General features: G+C 38.5%; 21 protein-coding genes and 1 other annotated feature (1 of these 22 only partly in view). Of the genes, 4 read left to right on the top strand and 17 right to left on the bottom strand.

Annotated features, from left to right (window positions below; genetic code table 11):
* Window positions 1-235: a binding site (T-box leader), on the top strand (it extends 22 nt beyond the left edge of the window).
* Window positions 236-286: 51 nt separating this feature from the next.
* Window positions 287-1276, top strand: a complete 990-nt coding sequence (trpS, locus tag L1999_RS06330) for a tryptophan--tRNA ligase (protein ID WP_235742779.1) — start codon at window positions 287-289, stop codon at window positions 1274-1276.
* A 129-nt stretch (window positions 1277-1405) separates the two neighbouring features.
* Here trpS and L1999_RS06325 read toward each other — a convergent pair whose 3' ends face one another.
* The 9 genes from L1999_RS06325 to L1999_RS06285 all read right to left on the bottom strand — a co-directional run bounded on the left by L1999_RS06325 (window position 1406) and on the right by L1999_RS06285 (window position 11457).
* Window positions 1406-2152 (bottom strand): YjbA family protein, encoded by a 747-nt coding sequence (locus tag L1999_RS06325; protein WP_235742778.1) that lies wholly within the window; start codon window positions 2150-2152, stop codon window positions 1406-1408.
* Window positions 2153-2296: 144 nt separating this feature from the next.
* Window positions 2297-3208, bottom strand: a complete 912-nt coding sequence (opp4C, locus tag L1999_RS06320; protein ID WP_235742777.1) for an oligopeptide ABC transporter permease — start codon at window positions 3206-3208, stop codon at window positions 2297-2299.
* Between the two features lie 11 nt (window positions 3209-3219).
* Window positions 3220-4185, bottom strand: a complete 966-nt coding sequence (gene opp4B, locus L1999_RS06315; protein WP_235742776.1) for an oligopeptide ABC transporter permease — start codon at window positions 4183-4185, stop codon at window positions 3220-3222.
* A 146-nt stretch (window positions 4186-4331) separates the two neighbouring features.
* Window positions 4332-6050, bottom strand: coding sequence for an oligopeptide ABC transporter substrate-binding protein (opp4A, locus tag L1999_RS06310; RefSeq protein ID WP_235742775.1), 1719 nt, complete (start codon window positions 6048-6050; stop codon window positions 4332-4334).
* Between the two features lie 91 nt (window positions 6051-6141).
* Window positions 6142-7149: an ABC transporter ATP-binding protein gene (locus tag L1999_RS06305; protein ID WP_235744268.1), complete on the bottom strand. Its 1008-nt coding sequence runs from the start codon at window positions 7147-7149 to the stop codon at window positions 6142-6144.
* Window positions 7130-8173 (bottom strand): ABC transporter ATP-binding protein, encoded by a 1044-nt coding sequence (locus tag L1999_RS06300; protein ID WP_235742774.1) that lies wholly within the window; start codon window positions 8171-8173, stop codon window positions 7130-7132. The genes L1999_RS06305 and L1999_RS06300 overlap by 20 nt, the downstream gene beginning before the upstream one ends.
* Window positions 8174-8315: 142 nt before the next feature.
* Complete coding sequence (locus tag L1999_RS06295) at window positions 8316-9104, bottom strand: DUF2268 domain-containing putative Zn-dependent protease (RefSeq protein WP_235742773.1); 789 nt, start codon at window positions 9102-9104, stop codon at window positions 8316-8318.
* A 132-nt stretch (window positions 9105-9236) separates the two neighbouring features.
* The gene (gene fabF / locus L1999_RS06290) at window positions 9237-10475 is read right to left on the bottom strand and encodes a beta-ketoacyl-ACP synthase II (RefSeq protein WP_235742772.1); all 1239 of its coding nucleotides are present in this window, start codon (window positions 10473-10475) and stop codon (window positions 9237-9239) included.
* 49 nt (window positions 10476-10524) lie between these two features.
* Window positions 10525-11457, bottom strand: a complete 933-nt coding sequence (locus tag L1999_RS06285; protein WP_235742771.1) for a beta-ketoacyl-ACP synthase III — start codon at window positions 11455-11457, stop codon at window positions 10525-10527.
* A 205-nt stretch (window positions 11458-11662) separates the two neighbouring features.
* Between L1999_RS06285 and L1999_RS06280 the strand changes: the two genes are divergently transcribed.
* Window positions 11663-11938 (top strand): hypothetical protein, encoded by a 276-nt coding sequence (locus tag L1999_RS06280; RefSeq protein WP_235742770.1) that lies wholly within the window; start codon window positions 11663-11665, stop codon window positions 11936-11938.
* Between the two features lie 19 nt (window positions 11939-11957).
* Here L1999_RS06280 and L1999_RS06275 read toward each other — a convergent pair whose 3' ends face one another.
* The 3 genes from L1999_RS06275 to L1999_RS06265 form a co-directional block, all read right to left on the bottom strand.
* Entirely contained in the window at window positions 11958-12158 is a 201-nt protein-coding gene (locus tag L1999_RS06275) for a ComZ family protein (RefSeq protein WP_275677393.1), read from the bottom strand.
* A 210-nt stretch (window positions 12159-12368) separates the two neighbouring features.
* The gene (locus tag L1999_RS06270) at window positions 12369-13190 is read right to left on the bottom strand and encodes a hypothetical protein (RefSeq protein WP_235742769.1); all 822 of its coding nucleotides are present in this window, start codon (window positions 13188-13190) and stop codon (window positions 12369-12371) included.
* Between the two features lie 80 nt (window positions 13191-13270).
* Window positions 13271-13993 carry an alpha/beta fold hydrolase gene (locus L1999_RS06265; RefSeq protein ID WP_235742768.1) on the bottom strand — a complete coding sequence of 241 codons (723 nt, stop codon included), beginning with the start codon at window positions 13991-13993 and terminating at the stop codon, window positions 13271-13273.
* Between the two features lie 182 nt (window positions 13994-14175).
* Between L1999_RS06265 and L1999_RS06260 the strand changes: the two genes are divergently transcribed.
* Window positions 14176-14361 carry a YjzD family protein gene (locus L1999_RS06260; protein WP_215040210.1) on the top strand — a complete coding sequence of 62 codons (186 nt, stop codon included), beginning with the start codon at window positions 14176-14178 and terminating at the stop codon, window positions 14359-14361.
* A gap of 110 nt (window positions 14362-14471) precedes the next feature.
* On the opposite strand, the gene clpB is transcribed toward L1999_RS06260, so the two are convergent.
* Entirely contained in the window at window positions 14472-17072 is a 2601-nt protein-coding gene (clpB, locus tag L1999_RS06255; RefSeq protein ID WP_235742767.1) for an ATP-dependent chaperone ClpB, read from the bottom strand.
* A gap of 120 nt (window positions 17073-17192) precedes the next feature.
* Window positions 17193-17372, bottom strand: coding sequence for a YjzC family protein (locus tag L1999_RS06250; RefSeq protein ID WP_215040208.1), 180 nt, complete (start codon window positions 17370-17372; stop codon window positions 17193-17195).
* A gap of 275 nt (window positions 17373-17647) precedes the next feature.
* Between L1999_RS06250 and L1999_RS06245 the strand changes: the two genes are divergently transcribed.
* Window positions 17648-18340, top strand: coding sequence for a Crp/Fnr family transcriptional regulator (locus tag L1999_RS06245; protein WP_235742766.1), 693 nt, complete (start codon window positions 17648-17650; stop codon window positions 18338-18340).
* 35 nt (window positions 18341-18375) lie between these two features.
* On the opposite strand, the gene L1999_RS06240 is transcribed toward L1999_RS06245, so the two are convergent.
* The 3 genes from L1999_RS06240 to L1999_RS06230 form a co-directional block, all read right to left on the bottom strand.
* On the bottom strand, window positions 18376-19104 hold the full coding sequence (locus tag L1999_RS06240) for a YwiC-like family protein (RefSeq protein ID WP_235742765.1): 729 nt from the start codon (window positions 19102-19104) through the stop codon (window positions 18376-18378).
* Window positions 19105-19419: 315 nt separating this feature from the next.
* Window positions 19420-19956, bottom strand: coding sequence for a molybdopterin-guanine dinucleotide biosynthesis protein B (gene mobB, locus L1999_RS06235; RefSeq protein ID WP_235742764.1), 537 nt, complete (start codon window positions 19954-19956; stop codon window positions 19420-19422).
* Complete coding sequence (locus L1999_RS06230) at window positions 19944-21209, bottom strand: molybdopterin molybdotransferase MoeA (RefSeq protein WP_235742763.1); 1266 nt, start codon at window positions 21207-21209, stop codon at window positions 19944-19946. The genes mobB and L1999_RS06230 overlap by 13 nt, the downstream gene beginning before the upstream one ends.
* Window positions 21210-21260 lie beyond the last annotated feature (51 nt).

The following is a 21260-nucleotide window of genomic DNA, read 5'->3' as shown; positions in this document are numbered from 1 at the left end:
GTACGTATTTACCTTCGATTCAGAGAGTTTGTGGCCGGTGAAAACAAACGCGAAAAAATACGGAATGGACTTTTGAGCCTCTGCCTGAACCTTTTTTCATTTTCTTTATAATAGTAGGAGCAGACGTTTACCTTGCGTTAAAAGGACTTCAAAGCATCTATATAAAGATGGCCTTGATACTGAGTGACTCTTTTTGAGTAATTTAGGGTGGTACCGCGAACCATTCGTCCCTATAGTTTTTTAGGGATGAATGGTTTTTTTTATATATTTTTAGGAGGAAATCTTTATGAAAACAATTTTTTCAGGTATTCAACCAAGTGGAACAATTACACTCGGGAACTATATTGGTGCTATGAAACAATTTGTGGAATTACAGCACGAATACAATTGTTTCTTTTGTATTGTGGATCAGCATGCAATTACCGTTCCACAGGATCCACAAACACTTAGAAAAAATATCCGCAGTTTAGCTGCATTATATCTGGCTGTGGGAATCGATCCAGAGAAGGCTACTTTATTTATTCAATCGGAAGTTCCTGCACATGCTCAGGCAGGTTGGATTATGCAGTGTATTTCCTATATTGGTGAACTTGAACGGATGACACAATTTAAGGACAAATCATCTGGTAAAGAAGCCGTTTCAGCGAGCTTGTTAACCTATCCGCCATTAATGGCAGCTGATATCCTTTTATATAACACTGATCTTGTTCCTGTTGGGGAAGATCAAAAACAGCATTTGGAATTAACACGTGACTTAGCTGAAAGATTTAATAAAAAATATAATGAAATTCTTACTATTCCTGAAATCAGCTTGCCTAAGGTTGGCGCTCGAATTATGTCACTTCAAGAACCAACAAAAAAGATGAGTAAGTCTGATCCGAATAAAAAGGCGTTTATTACTCCTTTAGATGAGCCTAATCAAATTGTGAAGAAGATCAAAAGTGCTGTCACTGATTCTGATGGGATTGTTAAGTTTGATACAGTGAACAAACCAGGAGTTTCTAACTTGTTATCGATTTATTCCATCCTTGGCGGGAAATCAATTGGAGAGCTTGAAGAAATGTATACTGGAAAAGGCTATGGAGATTTCAAGGGTGATTTGGCAGATGTAGTGGTTGATTTTCTAAAACCTATTCAAGAGAGGTACTACCATTTGTTGGAATCCAGTGAACTTGATGACATTTTAGACCGCGGAGCTGAAAAGGCAAACATGGTTGCCAGCAAAACCCTCAAGAAAATGGAAAAAGCAATGGGACTCGGCAGAAAGAAACGTTAATAAGAAAGCGAAAGCGCCCTGGTCAGCGGCGCCCTGCGCTGGGATTTTTTTAAAGCTGACATTTAATAATTTGAAAAATATAAAAGCCTGTCCAAAAGGTATGGTTGACATACCTTTTGGATAAGGCTTTTAATTTACTCTTGGACCATGCTCCATCTCCCAAAGTTTTTCAAAGAAGGGCTGCCCTTTTATTAAATTTTCACAGAATGTCTCGTGGCGTCTTGACCAGCCATATTTTGTTTGCTCAAATAACTGTTCCCATGCTTCTTCAAAATTCATTTCTTGAATGGTCGAATATTGCTCTGGACACCATTCAGTATACCAATAGCGAACTTCCGCTTCGTTATTGGAAGTTAACAATTGATCAAGAGCCATAAATAATAATTGTTTTAACTGTCGTTCTTTTCTTGTTAATCCTCTCATCAAATCGGGATCTGGTGAAAGTATATGGAAGTCCTTTGTTTTAGGCTGTGCGTAAAAATGATAGGGCTTTGCTTCATGCTGGCTTATCATTTCATAAACGAGCTGTTCCTGCCTAGGTATTAATCTGCTTTTTCGGATAGGAATATTATAGCCAATTGTATCAACAGCTAATATTCCCGTCCCATCCGTCACAACAAAGCAATAGTCTAGTTGAATTCTTTCATGGTTTTTTCTTAAGTACGCTTTTTGATAAATATCATCGAGAAGCTGTTGAGGTAACTCAGATAGATCATTCTCAATATAACCAAATAGTAGCGGTTCAATTTTAATAAGCGGCACTTGATCCAGGAGCTCTACTCCGTCATCCTTCCGCCATTCATGAAAGTGGCAAACATTATATCCATTTTCCTCACCTTCAAACCAATTAACCCAAACATCATGAAGATACAACATTTTACAACCCCTCACTTCAAGAAACTGTTTGTCAATCAGTATAGGCAGTCCTCAGTTAAATTATTCCTTTTTATATATTTTGCTCCAATTGCTTTTACAGAAACTTTCCTTTTTATAAAAAAACTACCACTCTCTATGGTAAATTTATCTTTTTGATTTTGGATTGAAGGCATCTTTTAATCCTTCACCAATAAAATTAATCGATAGAATCGTAATCGTAATAATTAGTGCGGGTGGAACCCAAATCCAGAGTTTGAACTGAAGGACATCGGGCTCAGTTGCTGAATTCAACATATTCCCCCAGCTGGGTATTTCCTGCGGAACTCCAAATCCTAAAAAGCTTAAGCCTGTTTCCGCCACAATCATCGTTGCAAACGTAATCGTGGCCTGAACAATAATTGTTGACAGAATATTAGGCAATAGATGTTTAATAATAATCTTTGAAGGTGTGCAACCAATAGAAAGAGCAGCGGCAATATATTCATTTTCTTTTTCAGCCAATATTTTACTGCGGACGATCCGGGCAATTCCTCCCCAGCTTAAAATACTGATTGTACCGATTAAAACCCATAACCCACTCACTTTTCCAAAAAGAATTGCATTCAAGACAATGACAAAAACAAGGAAAGGAAAATTTAAAATAAAATCAGTAAACCGCATTAATAAACTATCAATTGCTCCGCCAAAATAACCTGAAACCGAACCAATCAATGTTCCGATGACACTAACAAACAACGTACAGCTCAAACCTACTAACAAGGATACCCTTCCGCCATATAGCAGTCTCGTAAACACATCACGGCCTGCCTTATCGGTACCCAGCCAATGCTTACTCGATGGTTCTAATGACATCTCCCCAATATTAATCTTGGTTACATCCGCCGTTGTAATATACGGAGCCAAGAGGGAAACAATGGCTACCACAATTAAGAAAGCAAGGCTAATCATCGCGAGTTTATTGTTTACAAACTTTTTCCGAGCAATTGCCCATGGCGACAAACTTTTTTCCCGGGGATTGATCGTTAATTTTGAATCTTTTTGTGTTATAACTTCCATGTTCTCCCCTCCTAATCTAACCTAATCCTTGGATCTGCAACACCATATAATATATCTGCAATCAAGTTTCCAATCAGTGTTAAAAACGAGAACATCATGGTCAATGTCATTAAGACAGGATAATCCCTTGTTCCAACAGACTGTAAGAATAGTTGTCCAAGACCTGGATAAGTAAAGATTGTTTCGGTAATAATGGCTCCCGAGATAATAGCTACTAAATCAAAGCCTAAAAAGGTGATGAGGGGGATAATCGAGTTTCTTAAAATATGAACATTATATATCTTTCTTTCCGGTGTCCCTTTTGCACGTGCAGTCCTTACAAAATCTTTACGGCTGTTTTCAATAATGTCATTGCGTAAAAACTGAGTATAACTAGCCGTACTCAATAGACCTAAAACGACTGCTGGTAAGAATACATGATGGAGCCGGCTTTGCCAAAATTCAAGTGTCCCTTCCGTCACACCGATATCCACTGATCCATTTGACGGAAACCAGTCTAATGTAAAAGAAAAAAGGAAAATAGCAAATACCCCTGCGATAAAGGAAGGTATGGATAATCCTAAATAATTTAATCCACTAATGATATTGTCACCAAGAGTATACGGTTTCCTGCCTGAATACAGCCCCATTAAAAAAGCGAAAAGGTAGGTAATTAGAATGGAGGATAAGCCGAGTAATAATGTATTAGGAATTTTTTCTGAAATTACCTCTGCGACTGGAATTTTAAATCGGGTTGATTTACCAAAGTCCCCCTGAATAAAATTCCCAATCCAGCGGGTATATTGCTTTGGCAGCGGGTCATTATAGCCCAATTTTTCACGCATTTCGGCAATATATTGTGGATTTGTATTTCTGGGGTCTATTTCTCCTGTTAGAGAATCACCAGGCATAAGTTTCGCCAAGGTAAATACGACAATAGAGATAAGGAATAACATGGGAATCATGCCCAAAATTCTTCGAAATGCGTATTTAAGCATGTGCATTCTCCTCGTCTATATACTAGGTTAAATCCATGTATCTATGTAACCTAATAAGATAAATTGGGGGGAACAGAAACTTCCTTCCATCCTCCCAATTTGAGCTTTACTTTTTTAAAAGTGTAATCCAGACATGACCAACGGAATTATTGCTTGATCCACCATTCGTTAGGCCGATTCATACCCGAAACATCAAATTTAACATTCTGAACCCGCTTTGAGACCGCCATTGTTTCGTCAATCTCGGCAATTGGCAATACTGGAAGTTCTTTCATGAATAGTTTTTGCCATTGGACATAAATGTCTTTTCGTTTATTGTTATCTGTACCAACTACACTTATATCAAGTGCTTGATCTAGAAGCTTATCACTCTCATCATTTACCCAGCGAGGATAGTTCCACATGGCTTTTGAACCCCAAAGTGGAGTTGGGTCAGGATCTGATCCAGTCTGCCACCCACCGAAGAATACTTCAATCGATTTATCCGCCTTATCAAGCATTTCATAATAAAGATTGACATCTGTCATCGTTAATTTGGACTTTAATCCGACTGCCTCCCAGTATTGAGTCAATGCTTTGGCACGTGATTCGAATGTTGGGTTTTGTGTTGCATAGTGGCTGAAGTTTACGACGAACTTCTTCCCTTTTGGATCTTCACGGAAACCATCCCCGTCTATATCCTTATAGCCTGCGTCATCTAATAGTTTTTTTGCTTTTTCTGGATTATATTTGTATTGCTCTAGCTCTTTGTTATTTGCTGCAATCCAGTGATTTGTTGGAACAGGACGGTTTACTGGCTTACCAACCCCATAAAAGAAAGCTTTTACCCATTCTTCACGATTAATGGCATAATACATGGCCTCACGCAGTTTCTTATTTTGATATTTAGGGTCATTCATGATGTTTTTCTCACCATCCCAAGTACCTAATCGGAAACCTACATAATAATAGCTGACTCCTGGGTATGTGATGGCATTGACATTATCAAGTGCCTTCACTTGATCGATTATACTTGGATGGAATGAGGTCATATCAAGTGTGCCATTTTTTAATTCCCCAACAGATAGAGATGGATCAATAACCTTAATGATTACTTTTTCAATATGCGGCTTACCGCCAAAGTAATCATCAAATCGCTCCATTTGAATTGATTCCCCTGGGACCACTTTCGTTACTTTAAATGGTCCTAATCCCACAGGCTTGGTCCGAACTTGTGCAGAACCCATCATATCTTTTACAGCGATCCCTTTAAATTCTGTTCGGTTCATTGGATAGGTCCAAAGGTTATCTAAGTTATTTACACGTGCCTTATCAAAGGAAATTTGGATATGGTAATCATCTAGGATTTTGATACCCGAAATTTCCTTGGCCTTTCCATCATGGTAGTCTTGGGCTCCAACAATATTCCTTACATTATCAAAACGAGGACCATCATAATCTTTATCAGCAATTACTTTTAACGCAAACTCCCAATCCTTAACGGATAATTCGTCCCCGTTATGCCACTTAACCCCTTTTTTGATTTCAAAATCAAACACCTTATTATCTGTGGTTTTCCAAGAAGCAATATGCGGCTGTGCCTTCAGGTTCTCGTCATAATCAATTAAATTTTCATCAAAAAAATCAATCACATATTGATCTGTCGCATTTCCATAGAATGCATAATTAAATTTACCCTCAGGAGCTGAGTCCAATGCATAAATTAATGTCCCGCCATCCTGTGGTTTGCCAGCTGAGACATTATTTTTAACCCCATTGTTGTCGTTCTGTTTTGTACTTGCTTTTTCACCGCTGCTGCAAGCTGCTAAAAATGCCGATAAAACTAACATTAAAGCTGCCAGCATAAACATACTTTTTTTCTTCATCCAGTTCCCCCCTTGATATTTTTAAAGTTGTGCTAAGTACGTTTTTATACCAAAACAAGGCGGCTGTCTGCCATATAGAAGTTGCCCCTTTTTAGTAAAGGTGGCAGGCTACTCGATGAGAAGGCTTCACCTCCTTTAATACGGGCTTAACTTTTGAACATTGCTCCACAGCCACTGGACACCGTGGATGAAATGGACAGCCCGATGGGGGATTAATAGGACTGGGGACATCCCCTTTTAATAAGATTCTTTCTTTCTTAATCCTTGGGTCTGGGGATGGGATCGCTGAAATTAGTGCCTGTGTATAGGGATGAAGTGGTTTTACGTATAGGCTGCTTTTATCGGTAATCTCGACCATATTTCCTAAGTACATGACACCAATGCGATCACTCATATGTTTCACCACACTTAAATCATGAGCGATAAAGAGGAAGGTTAGTTGAAATTCACGCTGCAAGTCTTTTAATAAGTTTAAAACTTGTGATTGTACAGAAACATCTAGTGCTGAGACCGGTTCATCTGCAATAATTAATTTGGGTTTTAATGCAAGTGCACGTGCTATTCCAATTCTTTGCCTCTGACCGCCGGAAAATTCATGTGCATACTTATAGTAAGCATCACGCGAAAGTCCAACTTTATCTATTAAATCCATGACTTCAAGTTTTAATTCAGACTTACTTTTTTTAAAAAAATTATGGATTGGTTCTCCTATAATATCTCCGACCATCTGCATGGGATTGAGTGAAGCATAAGGGTCTTGGAATATCATTTGCATATCTTTACGAGTTTCACGAAGTTTTTTTCCAGATAGGCGGGTAATATCTCTACCATCAAAAAGGATATGTCCTTCTGTTGGCATTAATAATCTTAATATCGTTCTACCAGTAGTGGATTTACCACATCCCGATTCACCCACTAGACCAAGTGTTTCTCCTCTCTTAATTTCAAAAGAGATATTGTCGACTGCCTTAACATTTCCGATAATCCGCTTAAAAAAACCCCCTTTTACAGGATAATAGGTTTTAAGATGATAAATTTCCAACAGATTTTCAGGATTAAGAGAGGTCCCAACTTTCTTACTAGTCACGGATATAGTCATCATCCCATCCCCCTTTTCTTGGACTACTTTTTTCAAATAGCAGGCAAGCAACTACATGCCCTGGGTCAACACTATTAAGGATAGGGGTGATTGTCAGGCATTCAGGCATTACATGGGGACATCGTTGAGCAAAACGGCAGCCGGTTTCCGGCATTTTTGTAAGAGAAGGAACAATTCCTTGAATAGAGCTTAATCGATTTCTTGACTCGTCCATTTTTGGAATTGCCCCCAATAGAAGCGTTGTATATGGATGTTTGGGGTTATGAAATAAAGTATCTACATCAGTTCGTTCGACAATCTTTCCAGCATACATGACGATCACTTCATCACACATTTCCGCAACTACACCTAAATCATGTGTAATTAGGATAATCGACATATCATTAACGGATTGGATTTCTTTTAAGAGTTCCAGAATCTGTGCTTGTACGGTCACGTCTAAGGCTGTGGTTGGCTCATCGGCTATTAGTAATTTAGGCTGACAGGCGATGGCAATAGCAATCATGACTCTTTGTCTCATTCCACCTGATAATTGATGGGGATATTCATCCACTATTTTTTCAGGACGAGAGATCCCCACACCTTTTAGGAGGGCAACTGACTTTTGCCTAGCCTCTCGTTTTGTAATCTTCCAGTGATTAAAAAAGACTTCCTGTAGTTGGTACCCAATGGTGAAAACTGGGTTCAAGGACGTCATCGGTTCCTGGAATATCATTGAAATATCCTTTCCACGGATTTTATTAATCTGTGATTCCGTCATTTTCTCAAGGTTAATTCCATCAAAAATCATTTCTCCCGCTTTTACCTTACCGCTCCCTTTTGGAAGCAGCTGCATGATTGATAGACTCATGACTGATTTACCGCAGCCTGACTCTCCGACAACTCCTAGGATTTGCCGTTGTTTTACCTCAAATGAAACACCATCTACGGCATTATAATCCTTCCCATCAATCTCAAAAGCGGTTTCTAAATTGTTCACTACGAGCAGTGGTTCCTCCCTTAATAATGATTTTTTTCGGCTCATAATCCACCTTCCTCGTCGTTTATCATTTCTATAACTTATTATATTTAGAAACATCAATTACAAAATTATTACTAACGAGAAATAGATTGATAAGATTAAAGATTTTTATTCTTGTACCATAAAGACATCAAACAACGGTTTGCTAGGAAAATAGTTCTGCACCTTTTAGATAGGTTTCTGCAGGTGTAGTAAAAGACAATTTGGTTGAATACTGATTCTTCTTGTAATACTTTTCTATTAGATAAAAGCCTGCTGCATAGCCTAGCAGTTTTGGAACCCTTCCCCCTCCATATAGCAGTTCATCATGTCTTCTCTCATTTTTCTTAATTCCTAGCTGATTTCTAAGATATCTATCCCAAAATTTTTTCAACTCTTTTTCTGTATACATCTTGCACCAGGCGGCTAAATATTCCCGACCGCATTTTTTTAATACAGTATATTCTGCCAGTCCTTCAATTATTAATGAATCTAGTAATGTATAATCCTCTACACTCTTTCCTAACAAGCCCATTCTGCAGGCATGATGATATTCATGCACGAAAAGAGCCTCTACATCTGTTGGATCATCGTAATTCGATAGAAATAAAAACATTTTATCAGGAAAGGTTACCCCTGCTTTCCCCTTCTCCTCCCTTCTAAAAAATCCTCCAGCCTGGGCAATCGGAAAGAGGAAAATGGGGATATCCGGACCATGCCAACTACTTTTATACTTAGCATAAATTTTTCCAACCTTATCCCACGTTTTCTGTTTGCTTAGTTTCAGTTGATAATTCCGGGATGATTGAGACGGCTGGTACATTCCAAAATTCATTAGTTCGCGATAGATCTCTCGTGGTGATTGCCCTTTGAAATAAGGAAGAAGTCTTTCACAAATTTTCAATGGATTGTCAAAATTCTCTTCAAGCCACTCGTCAGTCCTAATGATTCCCATTGCTACACCCCATTTACGTAGTAACTATCTTCTGGTCATTTTATGAAAAATGCAGAAAGACGTTCGAGCATTCTGGGGTTCATCTTCTAAAAAACAAGAAGGGCCAAACATAACGTTTAGCCCTTCTTGTTTTTATTCATATTTTTTAAAGACAATTGTTGCGTTGTGACCACCAAAGCCAAGAGAATTGCTCATTGCTGCCTTGACTTCTTTCGAGCGTGCCGAATTTACTACATAATCTAAATCACACTCAGGGTCTGGTGTTTCATAATTAATCGTTGGCGGCAAGATGCTATCTCTTATTGCCAATACTGAAAAGATTGCTTCTACCCCACCTGCAGCACCAAGAAGATGACCTGTCATGGATTTTGTCGAACTCATAGGTAATTGAGAGGCGTGATCACCAAATACCTCTTTCACTGCAAGTGTTTCATATTTATCATTATATTCCGTGCTTGTGCCATGGGCATTGAGATAATCAATCTCTTCAGGAGCTAAACCACTATCATTAATGGCCATCTTCATGGCTCGGGCACCGCCTTCACCACCTGGGGCAGGAGCTGTAATGTGGTAGGCATCACCTGTTGCTCCGTATCCGACGATCTCTGCATAAATTTTTGCCCCACGAGCTAGTGCATGCTCTAATTCCTCTAATACCACAATGCCGGCACCTTCACCAATGACAAATCCATCGCGGTTTTTATCAAACGGCCGGCTGGCAGTTTTTGGATCAGGATTTGTGGATAATGCAGTGTTAGCACAAAATCCTGCTACTGACATCTTTGTGATTGGTGCTTCTGCTCCCCCTGTTACCATAGCGTCGGCATCACCACGCTGGATGACTTTAAAGGCATCACCAATGGAGTTAGTACCAGTAGCACAAGCTGTTACTGTACATGAATTGAAGCCTCTGGCACCAAGTATAATCGAAACTTGACCTGTAGCCATGTCAGGAATCAGCATGGGAACAAAGAAAGGACTTACGCGTTTATAACCTCTTTTTTGGAAGATTTCGAATTGCTGTTCAAACGTTTCCATCCCGCCAATACCTGAGCCAATCCAAACGCCCACTCTATGAGAATTTTCTTCATTAATTGTTAAATTGGCATCCTGTACCGCCATTAGGGCAGCAGCAACTGCAAATTGTGTAAATCGGTCCATCTTACGTGCGTCCTTTTTATCAATAAAAGCTTCTGGATTAAAGTCTTTTACCTCTGCAGCAACTTTTGCCGGATATTCGTCAGCATTCACTCTTGTCATTGGCCCAACTCCGGACTTTCCCTCAAGGATCCCTTTCCATGTGGTCTCAACATCGTTTCCAAGCGGTGTAACTGCTCCGACTCCTGTTACAACGACCCTGCGCTTTTCCATTTAAACATCTCCTTTTCCAATCTATTTATCCTAAAAAATTAATCGACAATTATTTTCCCCAGCGCATCGCAATGGCTCCCCAGGTTAAGCCCCCGCCGAAGCCAACCATTACAATTAAGTCATCCTCTTTAATTCTGCCAGCCTCGACATCCTCTATCAGTGAAATTGGAATCGATGCAGCTGAAGTATTACCATATTTGTTAACCGTCTTAGACATCTTTTCGATTGGTAATTCCAATCTCTGTCTTGAGGCTTCCATAATTCGGATATTGGCCTGATGCGGGATTAAGAAATCGACATCATCCTTTGTTAACCCAGCTTTTTCGAGTACATTTATACAGCTTTCTCCCATTTGTCTTACGGCAAATTTAAAGACCTCGCGGCCATTCATGATAATGTATTCATCTTGGTATAAGTGTTTTGCTCCGGTACCGTCAGCCCCTAATTCAAAAGATAAAATTCCACGATTTTCAGATACTGGTCCAATAATGGCAGCACCGGCACCGTCACCAAATAATACAGCCGTATTTCGATCATTCCAGTCTGTTACTTTTGAAAGTTTTTCTACACCAACAACTAGCACGTATTTATAGACTTCTGACTCAATAAATTGTTTGGCCGTTACAATCCCATACATAAATCCAGCACAAGCGGCACTTACATCCATTGCTGCGGCTTTTTTGGCTCCTAATCTTTCCTGAATTCGGCAGGATACCGAAGGAAAGGGAGAATCCGGTGTCACAGTGGCAACTAATATTAAATCAATATCTGCTGCTGTAATACCAGCATTTTCGATTGCTTTTTGCGCGGCAGCAAATGCCATGTCGGACGTATTTTCATCATCCGCAGCAATTCTTCTTTCTTCAATCCCTGTCATGGTTTTAATCCATTCATCAGAGGTATCCATCATTTTTTCTAAATCATGATTAGTGAGTATTTTTTCCGGTAAGTATCTGCCCATTCCCACAATACCAGCTCTCATTATGCCATCTCCTTTAATCTAGGTAAGACCTTATCTATTTCTTGGATTAATATCAATTATTATGACTTGGTACTAATTTTATCAAACTCCTCCTATTTTAAGCAACTGTTTAATCCTATTTATCATCCGCTAATGTACATACCTTTTATTTTTTGACACATATTCTAGATTAAAAGGTATTTTTATTGAGGGAGGCCGAAGCAGGATGGCAAATTTTGATGTGGAGTCAGGCTCCAAAAAACAAGAAGAAAGGGAAGAACAAACAAAGGCAGACCGGTTTACGAGTTTAATGTTTGGTCCTAGGAAAGACAGTGAGGGGCAAACATCTCGGCACCATCTAGAACCTAAGCAAAACCAGTCTGCCATTGATTATGAGGAACTCATGATGAATATTGATACACTTTTTGATTCAGTTCGTGGGATGAAGCCATTATTTAATAAAGTTTACCCATATATCGAACAATTATGGAAAAAAAAATAAGCTGCCAACAACTGGCAGCTTATTTACTTAGACTTTCCTTAAGAGCATCTTCTTTACCAAGTTCATAGGCTTCCTGCATTACTTTAGTAAATAAATTCATAAAGGGCTGAATAAGATCCATCGTTAGTTCAACCCCTGCTTGGTCTAATTGCTCTTTTGCCTCCGGTAAGTGTTTCATTGCAATCTGCATAAATTGTAGTGTATTGTCTTGATTGTTCACGTTATGTACTCCTTTTATAAAATTAATTAGGCTATTCTCCCATTTTCTTTGAGTGGTTAAACACCTTCCTATTTAGTATTGGACATATGTGCTGCAACCACTCCAAATGGAAAAAACGTTTTTTTTTATTTTAACCCTTGATTAAGTAATTGAAAAGTCCTCCATCCCCTAGTTAGGAATTATTGTTTAAAATTCACCAATTTAATACATTTAGATTAAACGCCTCGTCATTTCTATTTGTTTTTCAAATGACTCGCTGAATGGAGTTACCTTTTTTACTGTCACTCGACTGATTGTTTGATTTATATCTAATTTTTTGAGATAAATTTCTTTGGTTTCTAATTTCAGTTGTGCTGCACATTGAACCCAATAATTCTCTAGGCCGCTTTCAATCAAAAAGTGCCTATTATCCTCAACCGCTAAATTTTCATTTGAAACCAGAATAGCCTCTACTGCATCATCCACATATAGGATATCTCCGGTCCATTCACGTTTATTTACCCTGATTTCGCTATCATCCATGTTTGCAAGGAGGGCCTGTTGGAATGTATAGGTGGATGGCTGCCAAGGACCATAAATGGCCGGTAAATAATAAAACTGATTATTTTTCCCCCAGGCAACGACTTCATTGATTACAGTCCGCAGGCTATTTGCCCCATCAGGTACTAATAATTGGATTGGTAGAAGGAATACGATATCTGTCACACTTTTATTCCCTTCAATAAATTGTTGTAATTTAGTAACCGTTTGTTTTTGAAAAATGGTCTCTTCCCTCAACATATATAGATCATATAGTGAAAGGATTAACGTTGTTTCAGTGGTGTCAACTTCTCTGCATGTATCCAATTCTGATAGTAAAATTTCTCTAAAGTTTGCATTCCTGCCCACTTCCAGCCTTTTCTCCTCAAGGTAGGGAGTATGGTTGTTTTCATTGATATGAATTCCAATAACCTCTAACCCCATATTTAAGAGGGCACGCCCCATTTGAAAACTAACAAAATCATAAATGCCAAAAATCATGGCCTTGTCCATTACCTCTTCCTCCCCAAAATAACTTTAATGAATCCTATGCGATTTTACTAGGAATTATTTCATTTTGGGGAGGGTTATCATTAAAGTACTTTTTCATGACTGTTAAAAAACTTGATTAACATGGTTCCAAGCTGAGGTTTTTTTTCAGGAAGGATAAAGATTGGGTTTATTTTAGGGGTATTAATAATTTTTTGATAAAGCTTTGATTGGGTGTACGCTTTCCCACCTGACAACACTTGAATAATCGTGATTGGACATTCATAATCAAGATTAATCACTTCATCCATCTTGAATATTTCATTTTCGAGGGTAGATTGGTCGGTTTGATGTGCAGCCGTTAATTCCCTCATTAATTTTTTGTAAAAGAACTTGTGCTCTTTTTCTTGTTCAAGGTGATTTTTCAATGAAAGAATGGGATTAAGCAGGACTAAGGATCGAACCGATCCCTTCATTTTTTCCAAAAGTTTTATGGCTGCTAATGCACCCATCCCTTCTGCCAAAATATGAATTTTATTATTAAGGATTTCACTTCTAATGACATGCTGATATAACCTTTGAGCAAGTTCGACAGCATCTTCGCTACCCCAGTTACGCCCATAAAGATTTGAGGAAAAAATGGTGTACCCGGCATCTTTTAATTCATTAATAATAGCCAGCTTTCCTTCGTTTTGCGTCCAAAAGCACTTGCTCTCATCAACAAAATGCCTTTCATCTCCAATAATTAAGATCCCAAATCCTTTAGGCTTTTCGGGGTAATGAATGATATTCCATTGGGTATCCATCTGAAAATTACGATTCTCCATCGCTAAATCTCCTTTTACATATTTCCTCATGGTATTGTATGCCGTTTCACAATAGTTGAAAGGGAGTTTGCCTATTTTAAACGAACTTGGGAACATAATCAGAAAATTGTTTTTTTATATATTTTTTCTTCAATGTATGGTAGTATTTAAATTAATGTAAAATAAGTAAGAGGTGAAACTCAGTGCGTATATTTTGGACTTTTTTCTGGTCTTTCCTTTTAGTGCAAATGCTTACATATGTTGTTAGTTCAATGACAGCCGGCGCAGAATATAATTTTGCTCAAGGTTCAATTGTTGCTGTTGGGGTAACAATATTAATTCTTATTGCTGCTGCAGTGATTCCAAATGAACCTGTTGAAAAGCATTAAACGAAAAGCGTAAGCCTGTTTAGCGAAGTACTTGAAGCTGGATTTTTATATTGTTTTATCTAGAGAAAAAGGTCTTCCACGCTGACTGGAGGACCTTTTTTCTGTTTTGACTACTTTTTTTGCACGTTTATTAATACATCGCCATCTTGGATGGTTATTCCTACGGTTGACTGCTCGTGCACCCTGCCGGCAATGATTTCACGAGCCAGCTTTGTTTCAATATTCCTTTGAATATAGCGTTTTAAAGGTCTCGCTCCATAAATAGGATCGAATCCATTAACAGCAATGAACTCCTTCGCATCTTCACTGATCGTAATATTAATTTGCTGCTGTTTTAATCGATTTTGCAAATCGTTCAGCATTTTACCGACAATATCCTTTATCTCCTCTAATGATAAAGGTTTAAACAGGATCGTCTCATCTATACGATTTAAGAATTCCGGCCGGAAATGAGACCTTAACTGACTCATGACCTTCGCTCTTGTTTCATCCGCTATTTCAATCTCACTTTCACTTCTATCGAGCAGGAAGTGGGACCCAATATTGGAAGTCATAATAATGACGGTGTTTTTAAAATCAACCACTCGGCCTTGCGAATCCGTAATTCGTCCGTCATCAAGAGCCTGAAGGAGAATATTAAAAACTTCAGGATGGGCTTTTTCAATTTCATCCATTAGAATAACCGAGTATGGTCTTCTTCTAATCGCTTCAGTCAACTGGCCTCCTTCTTCATATCCTACATATCCCGGAGGCGCCCCAATTAAACGTGAAACTGCATGCTTTTCCATGTATTCAGACATATCTATCCTTATCATATGCTCTTCACTGTCAAATAAGGACTCCGCCAGTGCCTTTGCTAATTCTGTTTTCCCTACACCGGTCGGTCCTAAAAATAAAAATGATCCAATAGGACGATTTGGGTCCTTAATACCAGCTCTTGCTCTAAGGACGGCATCCGTTACTAGATTAACCGCTTCATTCTGACCAATCACTCGTTCATGGAGGATCGATTCTAATTTAAGCAGCTTTTCTCTTTCTCCTTCAACTAGTTTGGAAAGTGGTATGCCTGTCCATCTTGACACGATATTGGATATCTCTTCTCCAGTTACTTCTTCTCGAAGCAGCCGCTCATCTGTTGCTGCTTTTTCCTCCAAATCTTTAAGTTCTTTTTCCACTAAAGGAATTTGTCCATGCCTTAATTCGGCCGCTCGATTTAAATCATAACGATCTTCTGATTGCTGGAGTTCACGGCGGAGTTTTTCAAGCTGCTCCCTTTTCTCCTGTACGTTTTGAATACTTTGTTTCTCCTGCATCCATTTTGCCTTCATGGTATTCGCTTGTTCTTTTAAATCTGCTAGTTCCTTTAATAAGGATTCGAGTCTTAATTTACTGCCTTCATCACTTTCTTTCCGAAGTGCAGCCTCTTCAATTTCCAGCTGCATAACCCTGCGTGTCACTTCATCCAGTTCTGTTGGCATGGAATCAATTTCCGTACGAATCATGGCACAGGCTTCATCGATAAGGTCGATTGCCTTATCAGGTAAAAAGCGATCTGTTATATAGCGGTCTGACAATGTGGCCGCTGCCACTAAGGCATGATCGTGAATCTTGACCCCGTGATGAACCTCAAAGCGCTCCTTAAGGCCCCTTAATATCGAGATGGTATCTTCTACATTTGGTTCTTGAACCAGTACTTGTTGAAAACGCCGTTCAAGCGCGGGATCTTTCTCAATATACTTCCGATGCTCATCAAGTGTGGTTGCCCCAATACAATGCAGTTCTCCTCTAGCAAGCATCGGCTTCAACATATTTCCAGCATCCATTGCCCCTTCCGTTTTACCTGCTCCGACAATGGTATGGATTTCATCGATAAATAATAAAATACGTCCTTCACTTTTTTTAATTTCATTTAAGACCGCTTTAAGCCGTTCCTCAAATTCACCGCGAAATTTTGCTCCGGCAATTAATGCACTCATATCTAATGAAAAAATGGTTTTATCTTTAAGTCCTTCCGGAACATCTTTTCTCACAATTCTCTGAGCAAGTCCCTCAACAATTGCTGTTTTCCCAACTCCTGGTTCACCGATTAAGACAGGATTATTCTTTGTTTTACGTGATAAAATTCGAATCACATTACGAATTTCAGCGTCTCTGCCGATGACCGGATCAATTTTACCGCTTGTTGCTTCGGCTACAAGGTCTCGTCCATACTTTTTAAGAGCATCATATCCTGCTTCTGGATTTTGTGATGTCACTCTTTGGTTCCCCCTTATTTCCTTTATTGCGTTTAAAATCATTTCCGGTGTTAGACCGTATGTTTGAATGATTTTTTTCATATGTGAATCATTTGCATAAACAGCAGCCAACAAGAAGTGTTCAACAGAAATATATTCATCCGAAAATTTAGCTGCAAACTCTTCCGCACTTACCAGTAACTTTTGGAGTTTTGCGGTAATATAAAGCTTACCCTGCTCGACACCGCTCCCGGTTACCTGTGGTTTTTTTGCCAATTCTCCTAATAATGATTTTTTTACCTTTTCAGCCGTTAAGCCGGCTTTTTCGAATATAGATGCGATTAGACTGTCTTCCTGATCCATTAGCGAAAGAAACAGATGCAGTTCATCAATTTCTTGATGATTTTCTTTGATGGCTAAGCTTTGCGCTTCCATGATTCCTGTTTGTAAGCGTTCCGTCATTCGGTTTAAATCCACCGTTTCTCACTCCTTTTGACCTTTTTTGACCTATTTATTTCTATTATAAGAAATTCAACACAATAAGTAAAATAACACAAGAAGAAAAGCCATCTAAAAAGATGACTTTTGCTAAACGAATTAAGGTTTGCGAACATAGGTCCAAACACGTTCATCATTTGATGTTTCAGGAAACGGGTCGCCTGCTTTAAGTTTAATTTTCTTTGGATTTGTTACATTGCTTCCTGTATCACCAACTTCAATGTAATAGCCATTATTGGGTGCTTTTTTACCTGATTTAAACTGATGATTTTGTCCCACTCTAATCCCCCCTTTTCTATACAAACTTATTATCTCCGTTAGATTGCATCTGCATTAAAGGGAAATTCTTTCAAATCCAACATAAGTCGACAATATTTCCTGGGTAATATGCCGTATTGACTTAAGTTTTTGACGATTGTATGAACTTATTCTACAGATATTGATAATTATTCTTTGTTAACAATATAATTATAGTATTATCTAGGGAATCTTATTAACCATGACTTGCATTTTCGGAAATAAATTCAATATGTACCTTTAAAGGTGGTTATAGTATGCAGTCAGTAAAAGAAATGCCGGTAATATTATCACATCTCTTTGAGACCGTTCATCATATAAAAAGGATTGAAAAAGGAACGTTTCTTTTTCGGGAAGGTTCTCAAGCTGATGAAATGTATATAGTTCGAAGCGGGATCCTTCAAGTCAGTAAAATCATTCCTGATGGACGTGAACTAACCATTAGAATGTGCTCTAAAGGAGATTTTATTGGCGAGTTAAATTTATTCTCCTCTTCTTCTCGCTATTTACTAAGTGCTCGAGTGGTAGAGAGCGGTGAAGTAGCTGTTATTATGAAGGATGTCTTAGAAGAAAAGCTATCCCAAGATCTAGCCCTTTCCTTTGAATTTATCCAATGGATGAGCCTGCAATTTCGAAAGACGCAAACTAAATTTCGTGATTTAGTCCTCCATGGAAAAAAGGGAGCGTTGTATTCAACTCTAATTCGCATCAGTAATAGTTATGGAATGAAAACAGATCAGGGAATACTCGTAGAATTACCATTTACGAACCAAGAGTTAGCAAATTTCTGTGGTACCTCCCGTGAGGTAGTCAATCGGCTCCTTAGTGATTTAAGAAAATCAGCTATCCTTTCAATTGATAAAGGCACGATTACCATTCATGATATTGATTATTTAAAAAGAGAAATCGATTGTGAAAATTGCCCTATTGAGATATGTAAGGTTGATTAATAAACACAAAAAAATCGGTCAACTGACCGATTTTTTTAATTTAGGGTGACAATTTGAATGGCAAGAATAATAAAGATAATGGCTGAATTAACGATCTCATATACGCCAATTTGGAGCGGCGTTAATTTTTTTCCATAAAAGAAATAAGCTCGAAGTAAACTCGGAATATAAGCAATCGCCACGATCCAAAAACCACTAAAGAACCATGCAGCCACTATAAGTAGATGATATGCCCATGAAATCCATTTGAATAGATTGCTTTTCTTCTCTCTAATCATGGTTTTTACATAGAAGGTACAGCCCATAAAAAATAATACTGACGTTAAAAAAGGAAAAATCAACATCTGATTGGTTAGCGCACCCTGGCCTAAGTAACAGCTAGCCAGTCCTGCAATGGAAAATGCAAAGATTGCACTCAAATCGTTCATAAATGCACGATCTTTATTTTTAGATGTATAGTAAGCATTTATTGCAAAGAACGGCAGCATCAAAAGACCAAAAAGGACGATTGAAGGTCTTTTGAGCAGCGGAAACAGTAACAGCAATAAGGCTGGTATAATATAAATAATCGTCCATTTAGTATAAAATTGAATTTTTTTCTTTTTAAATAAAAGGAGCATAGGGTACGTGGCTAAATATAAGAAAATCCAGCCGATAAAAAACGGTACGTCCTGCCAAACAAATCCACCTTCGATAACACCTAGCCAAAAGGGAATGATCAGCATTGCCCATGCACCATGTTGTTTGGGTAAAAATAATTTCATCTTTTCTCACTCCTTTTCCTGATAGCCTTACTATAAAAGAGCTGAACAGAAAATAAAGTGAAGATCATCACATTAAATATGAAAAAAAGAAGGCAATTTTACCTTCTTCAATCTTAGATATAAAGGGAAATGCATTGGAACCAATCAGGTTATGGTAACATTGATCATTTCTAGAGTAGCTATCCTCTGATTGGAACCTGCATTTCCAGTCCTTACTCTAACTACCTATATTAACAAACCATATAACCCCTGCAAATATTATAATCCGAACCAGACTGTATTGCTGTGATAAAAGTAACATATATGACAATTTCATTAACTTTTTTCATCATTTTTATGAACATTTTTCAGAATGAATTCAGCAGTCCAATGAATCATAGCGTCATCTTTAATAGAGAAAGATGGATACAAATAGTCATTGTTTAACTCTTCTGACCAATAACCGACAGCACAAATATTGGTTGTTACATCCAATAGAGGCAAGTCCTCTTTATTTCTTAGCAAAAGGAGCTTGGGGTAATCTTTATATTTATAGCCTTCAATTAAAATAACGTCAGGTTGAAAAAACTTTATTAACTCAATTTGCTTTTCCAAGCTTATGGAAAGATGGTCAGCTTGTAAAATCATTCTGCCGCTGCCTTCGACAAGGGAAGCAAGTGCTCCTGAACTTAGATGTCTTGAAGAGTCCTTTTGTTCAGGTACGGCAGGTTTACCGCCATGACCGTGATGCTTGATGGTGACTGTTTTTGTTCCTCGGTCTGTCAGGTTTTTTATCAGTTTGGTTGAAATGGTTGTCTTCCCACTATTCTGATATCCAACCACCTGAAAAATAAATGGTTTTACCAAGGCCATACACTGCCGACTTGATCATCAAGGAGCAATACCTCGACTTCAGTTCCCGCCATAAACCCTCTAGTTCCGCCTGGAAGGATCATGAATGAGTTTGCACCGGCCAGGCTCATAATAATATTCGACTTGTCTAATCCGCTCGGTGTTGATTTTAACCTTCCCTTATCAATAAAGGTGGCACTTCTAACAAATCTCGTGAACGGGTTAGCTTTTGGAAAATCAACTTCTAGCAAAGCCGTTTCTTTCCGTAAATGAGGTCTGTTAGAAAAAAGCTGTTTGCGGATAATCGGGCGGGCAAACAATTCAAACCCCACATAACAAGCAGACGGGTTACCAGATAATCCAAACAGAATTTTCCCATTGTAAACGGCAACCGTTGTTACACTGCCAGGGCGCATGGCAACCTTATTAAATAATACTTCCGCACCTAGTTTTTCATAAATCCCAGGCAGGTAATCAAAATCACCCACGGAAACCCCACCAGTAGTAATCAGAAGATCTACTTCGTTTAAAGCATCTTTAACCGCTTCAAAACATGTGTCAAATTCATCTGGAAGCTTGCCATAATAATGAACGGTTCCGCCGGCCCTTTCAATTTGAGCTGCAATCATATAGGAATTGCTGTTGCGTATTTTCCCTGGGACTAATTCCTCTTCTACTTCTAACAATTCTGTCCCCGTTGCGAATAGACCAATCAGCGGTTTTTTTGCTACAGGTACTTCTTTATAGCCAAAGGTCGCCAGCATCGCTTGTATACCTGGGTTTATCAAGGTTCCTTTTTCTACGAGAATTTGGCCTTGTTTTGCATCTTCTCCAATAAATGAAACATTGGTACCCTTGCTAATTTTCCGTTTAATGGACATATAGGGAATGCCATTTTTTTCAAAGTCCTTAGCTACTTCAAACATAACAACCGCATCTGTTCCATTTGGCATCATTGCACCTGTCATAATTCGAACAGCTTGTTTTTCCCCTACTACCTTAGCAGAGACCATTCCAGCACCAATGTGGTCGATTACTTCAAATTCCACCGGATTTGCAGGTGAGGCTTCAAGCGTATCGATAGAACGAACAGCAAAGCCATCATATGGAGCTCTATCAAAGTGAGGAACATTGCTTGTTGCGATTAGATCTTCTGATAAATAACGACCGTAGCTTTCATTTATCGAAACATGTTCCGATACGCCACTTATTTGATGTTTCATAATTTGTGTTACTGCTTCTCCAATCGAAATTGGGTTTCTTCTTTCTAGCAACTAAATCAGCTCCTGCCTAAAACAGATAATTTTGATTCGTTATGTAATGGA

This window comes from Neobacillus drentensis (genome assembly GCF_021560175.1).
Lineage (GTDB): Bacteria > Bacillota > Bacilli > Bacillales > Cytobacillaceae > Neobacillus > Neobacillus drentensis_A.
Note: the sequence above shows the minus strand (reverse complement) of the source record. Positions and strands in the feature narration are given on the sequence as shown.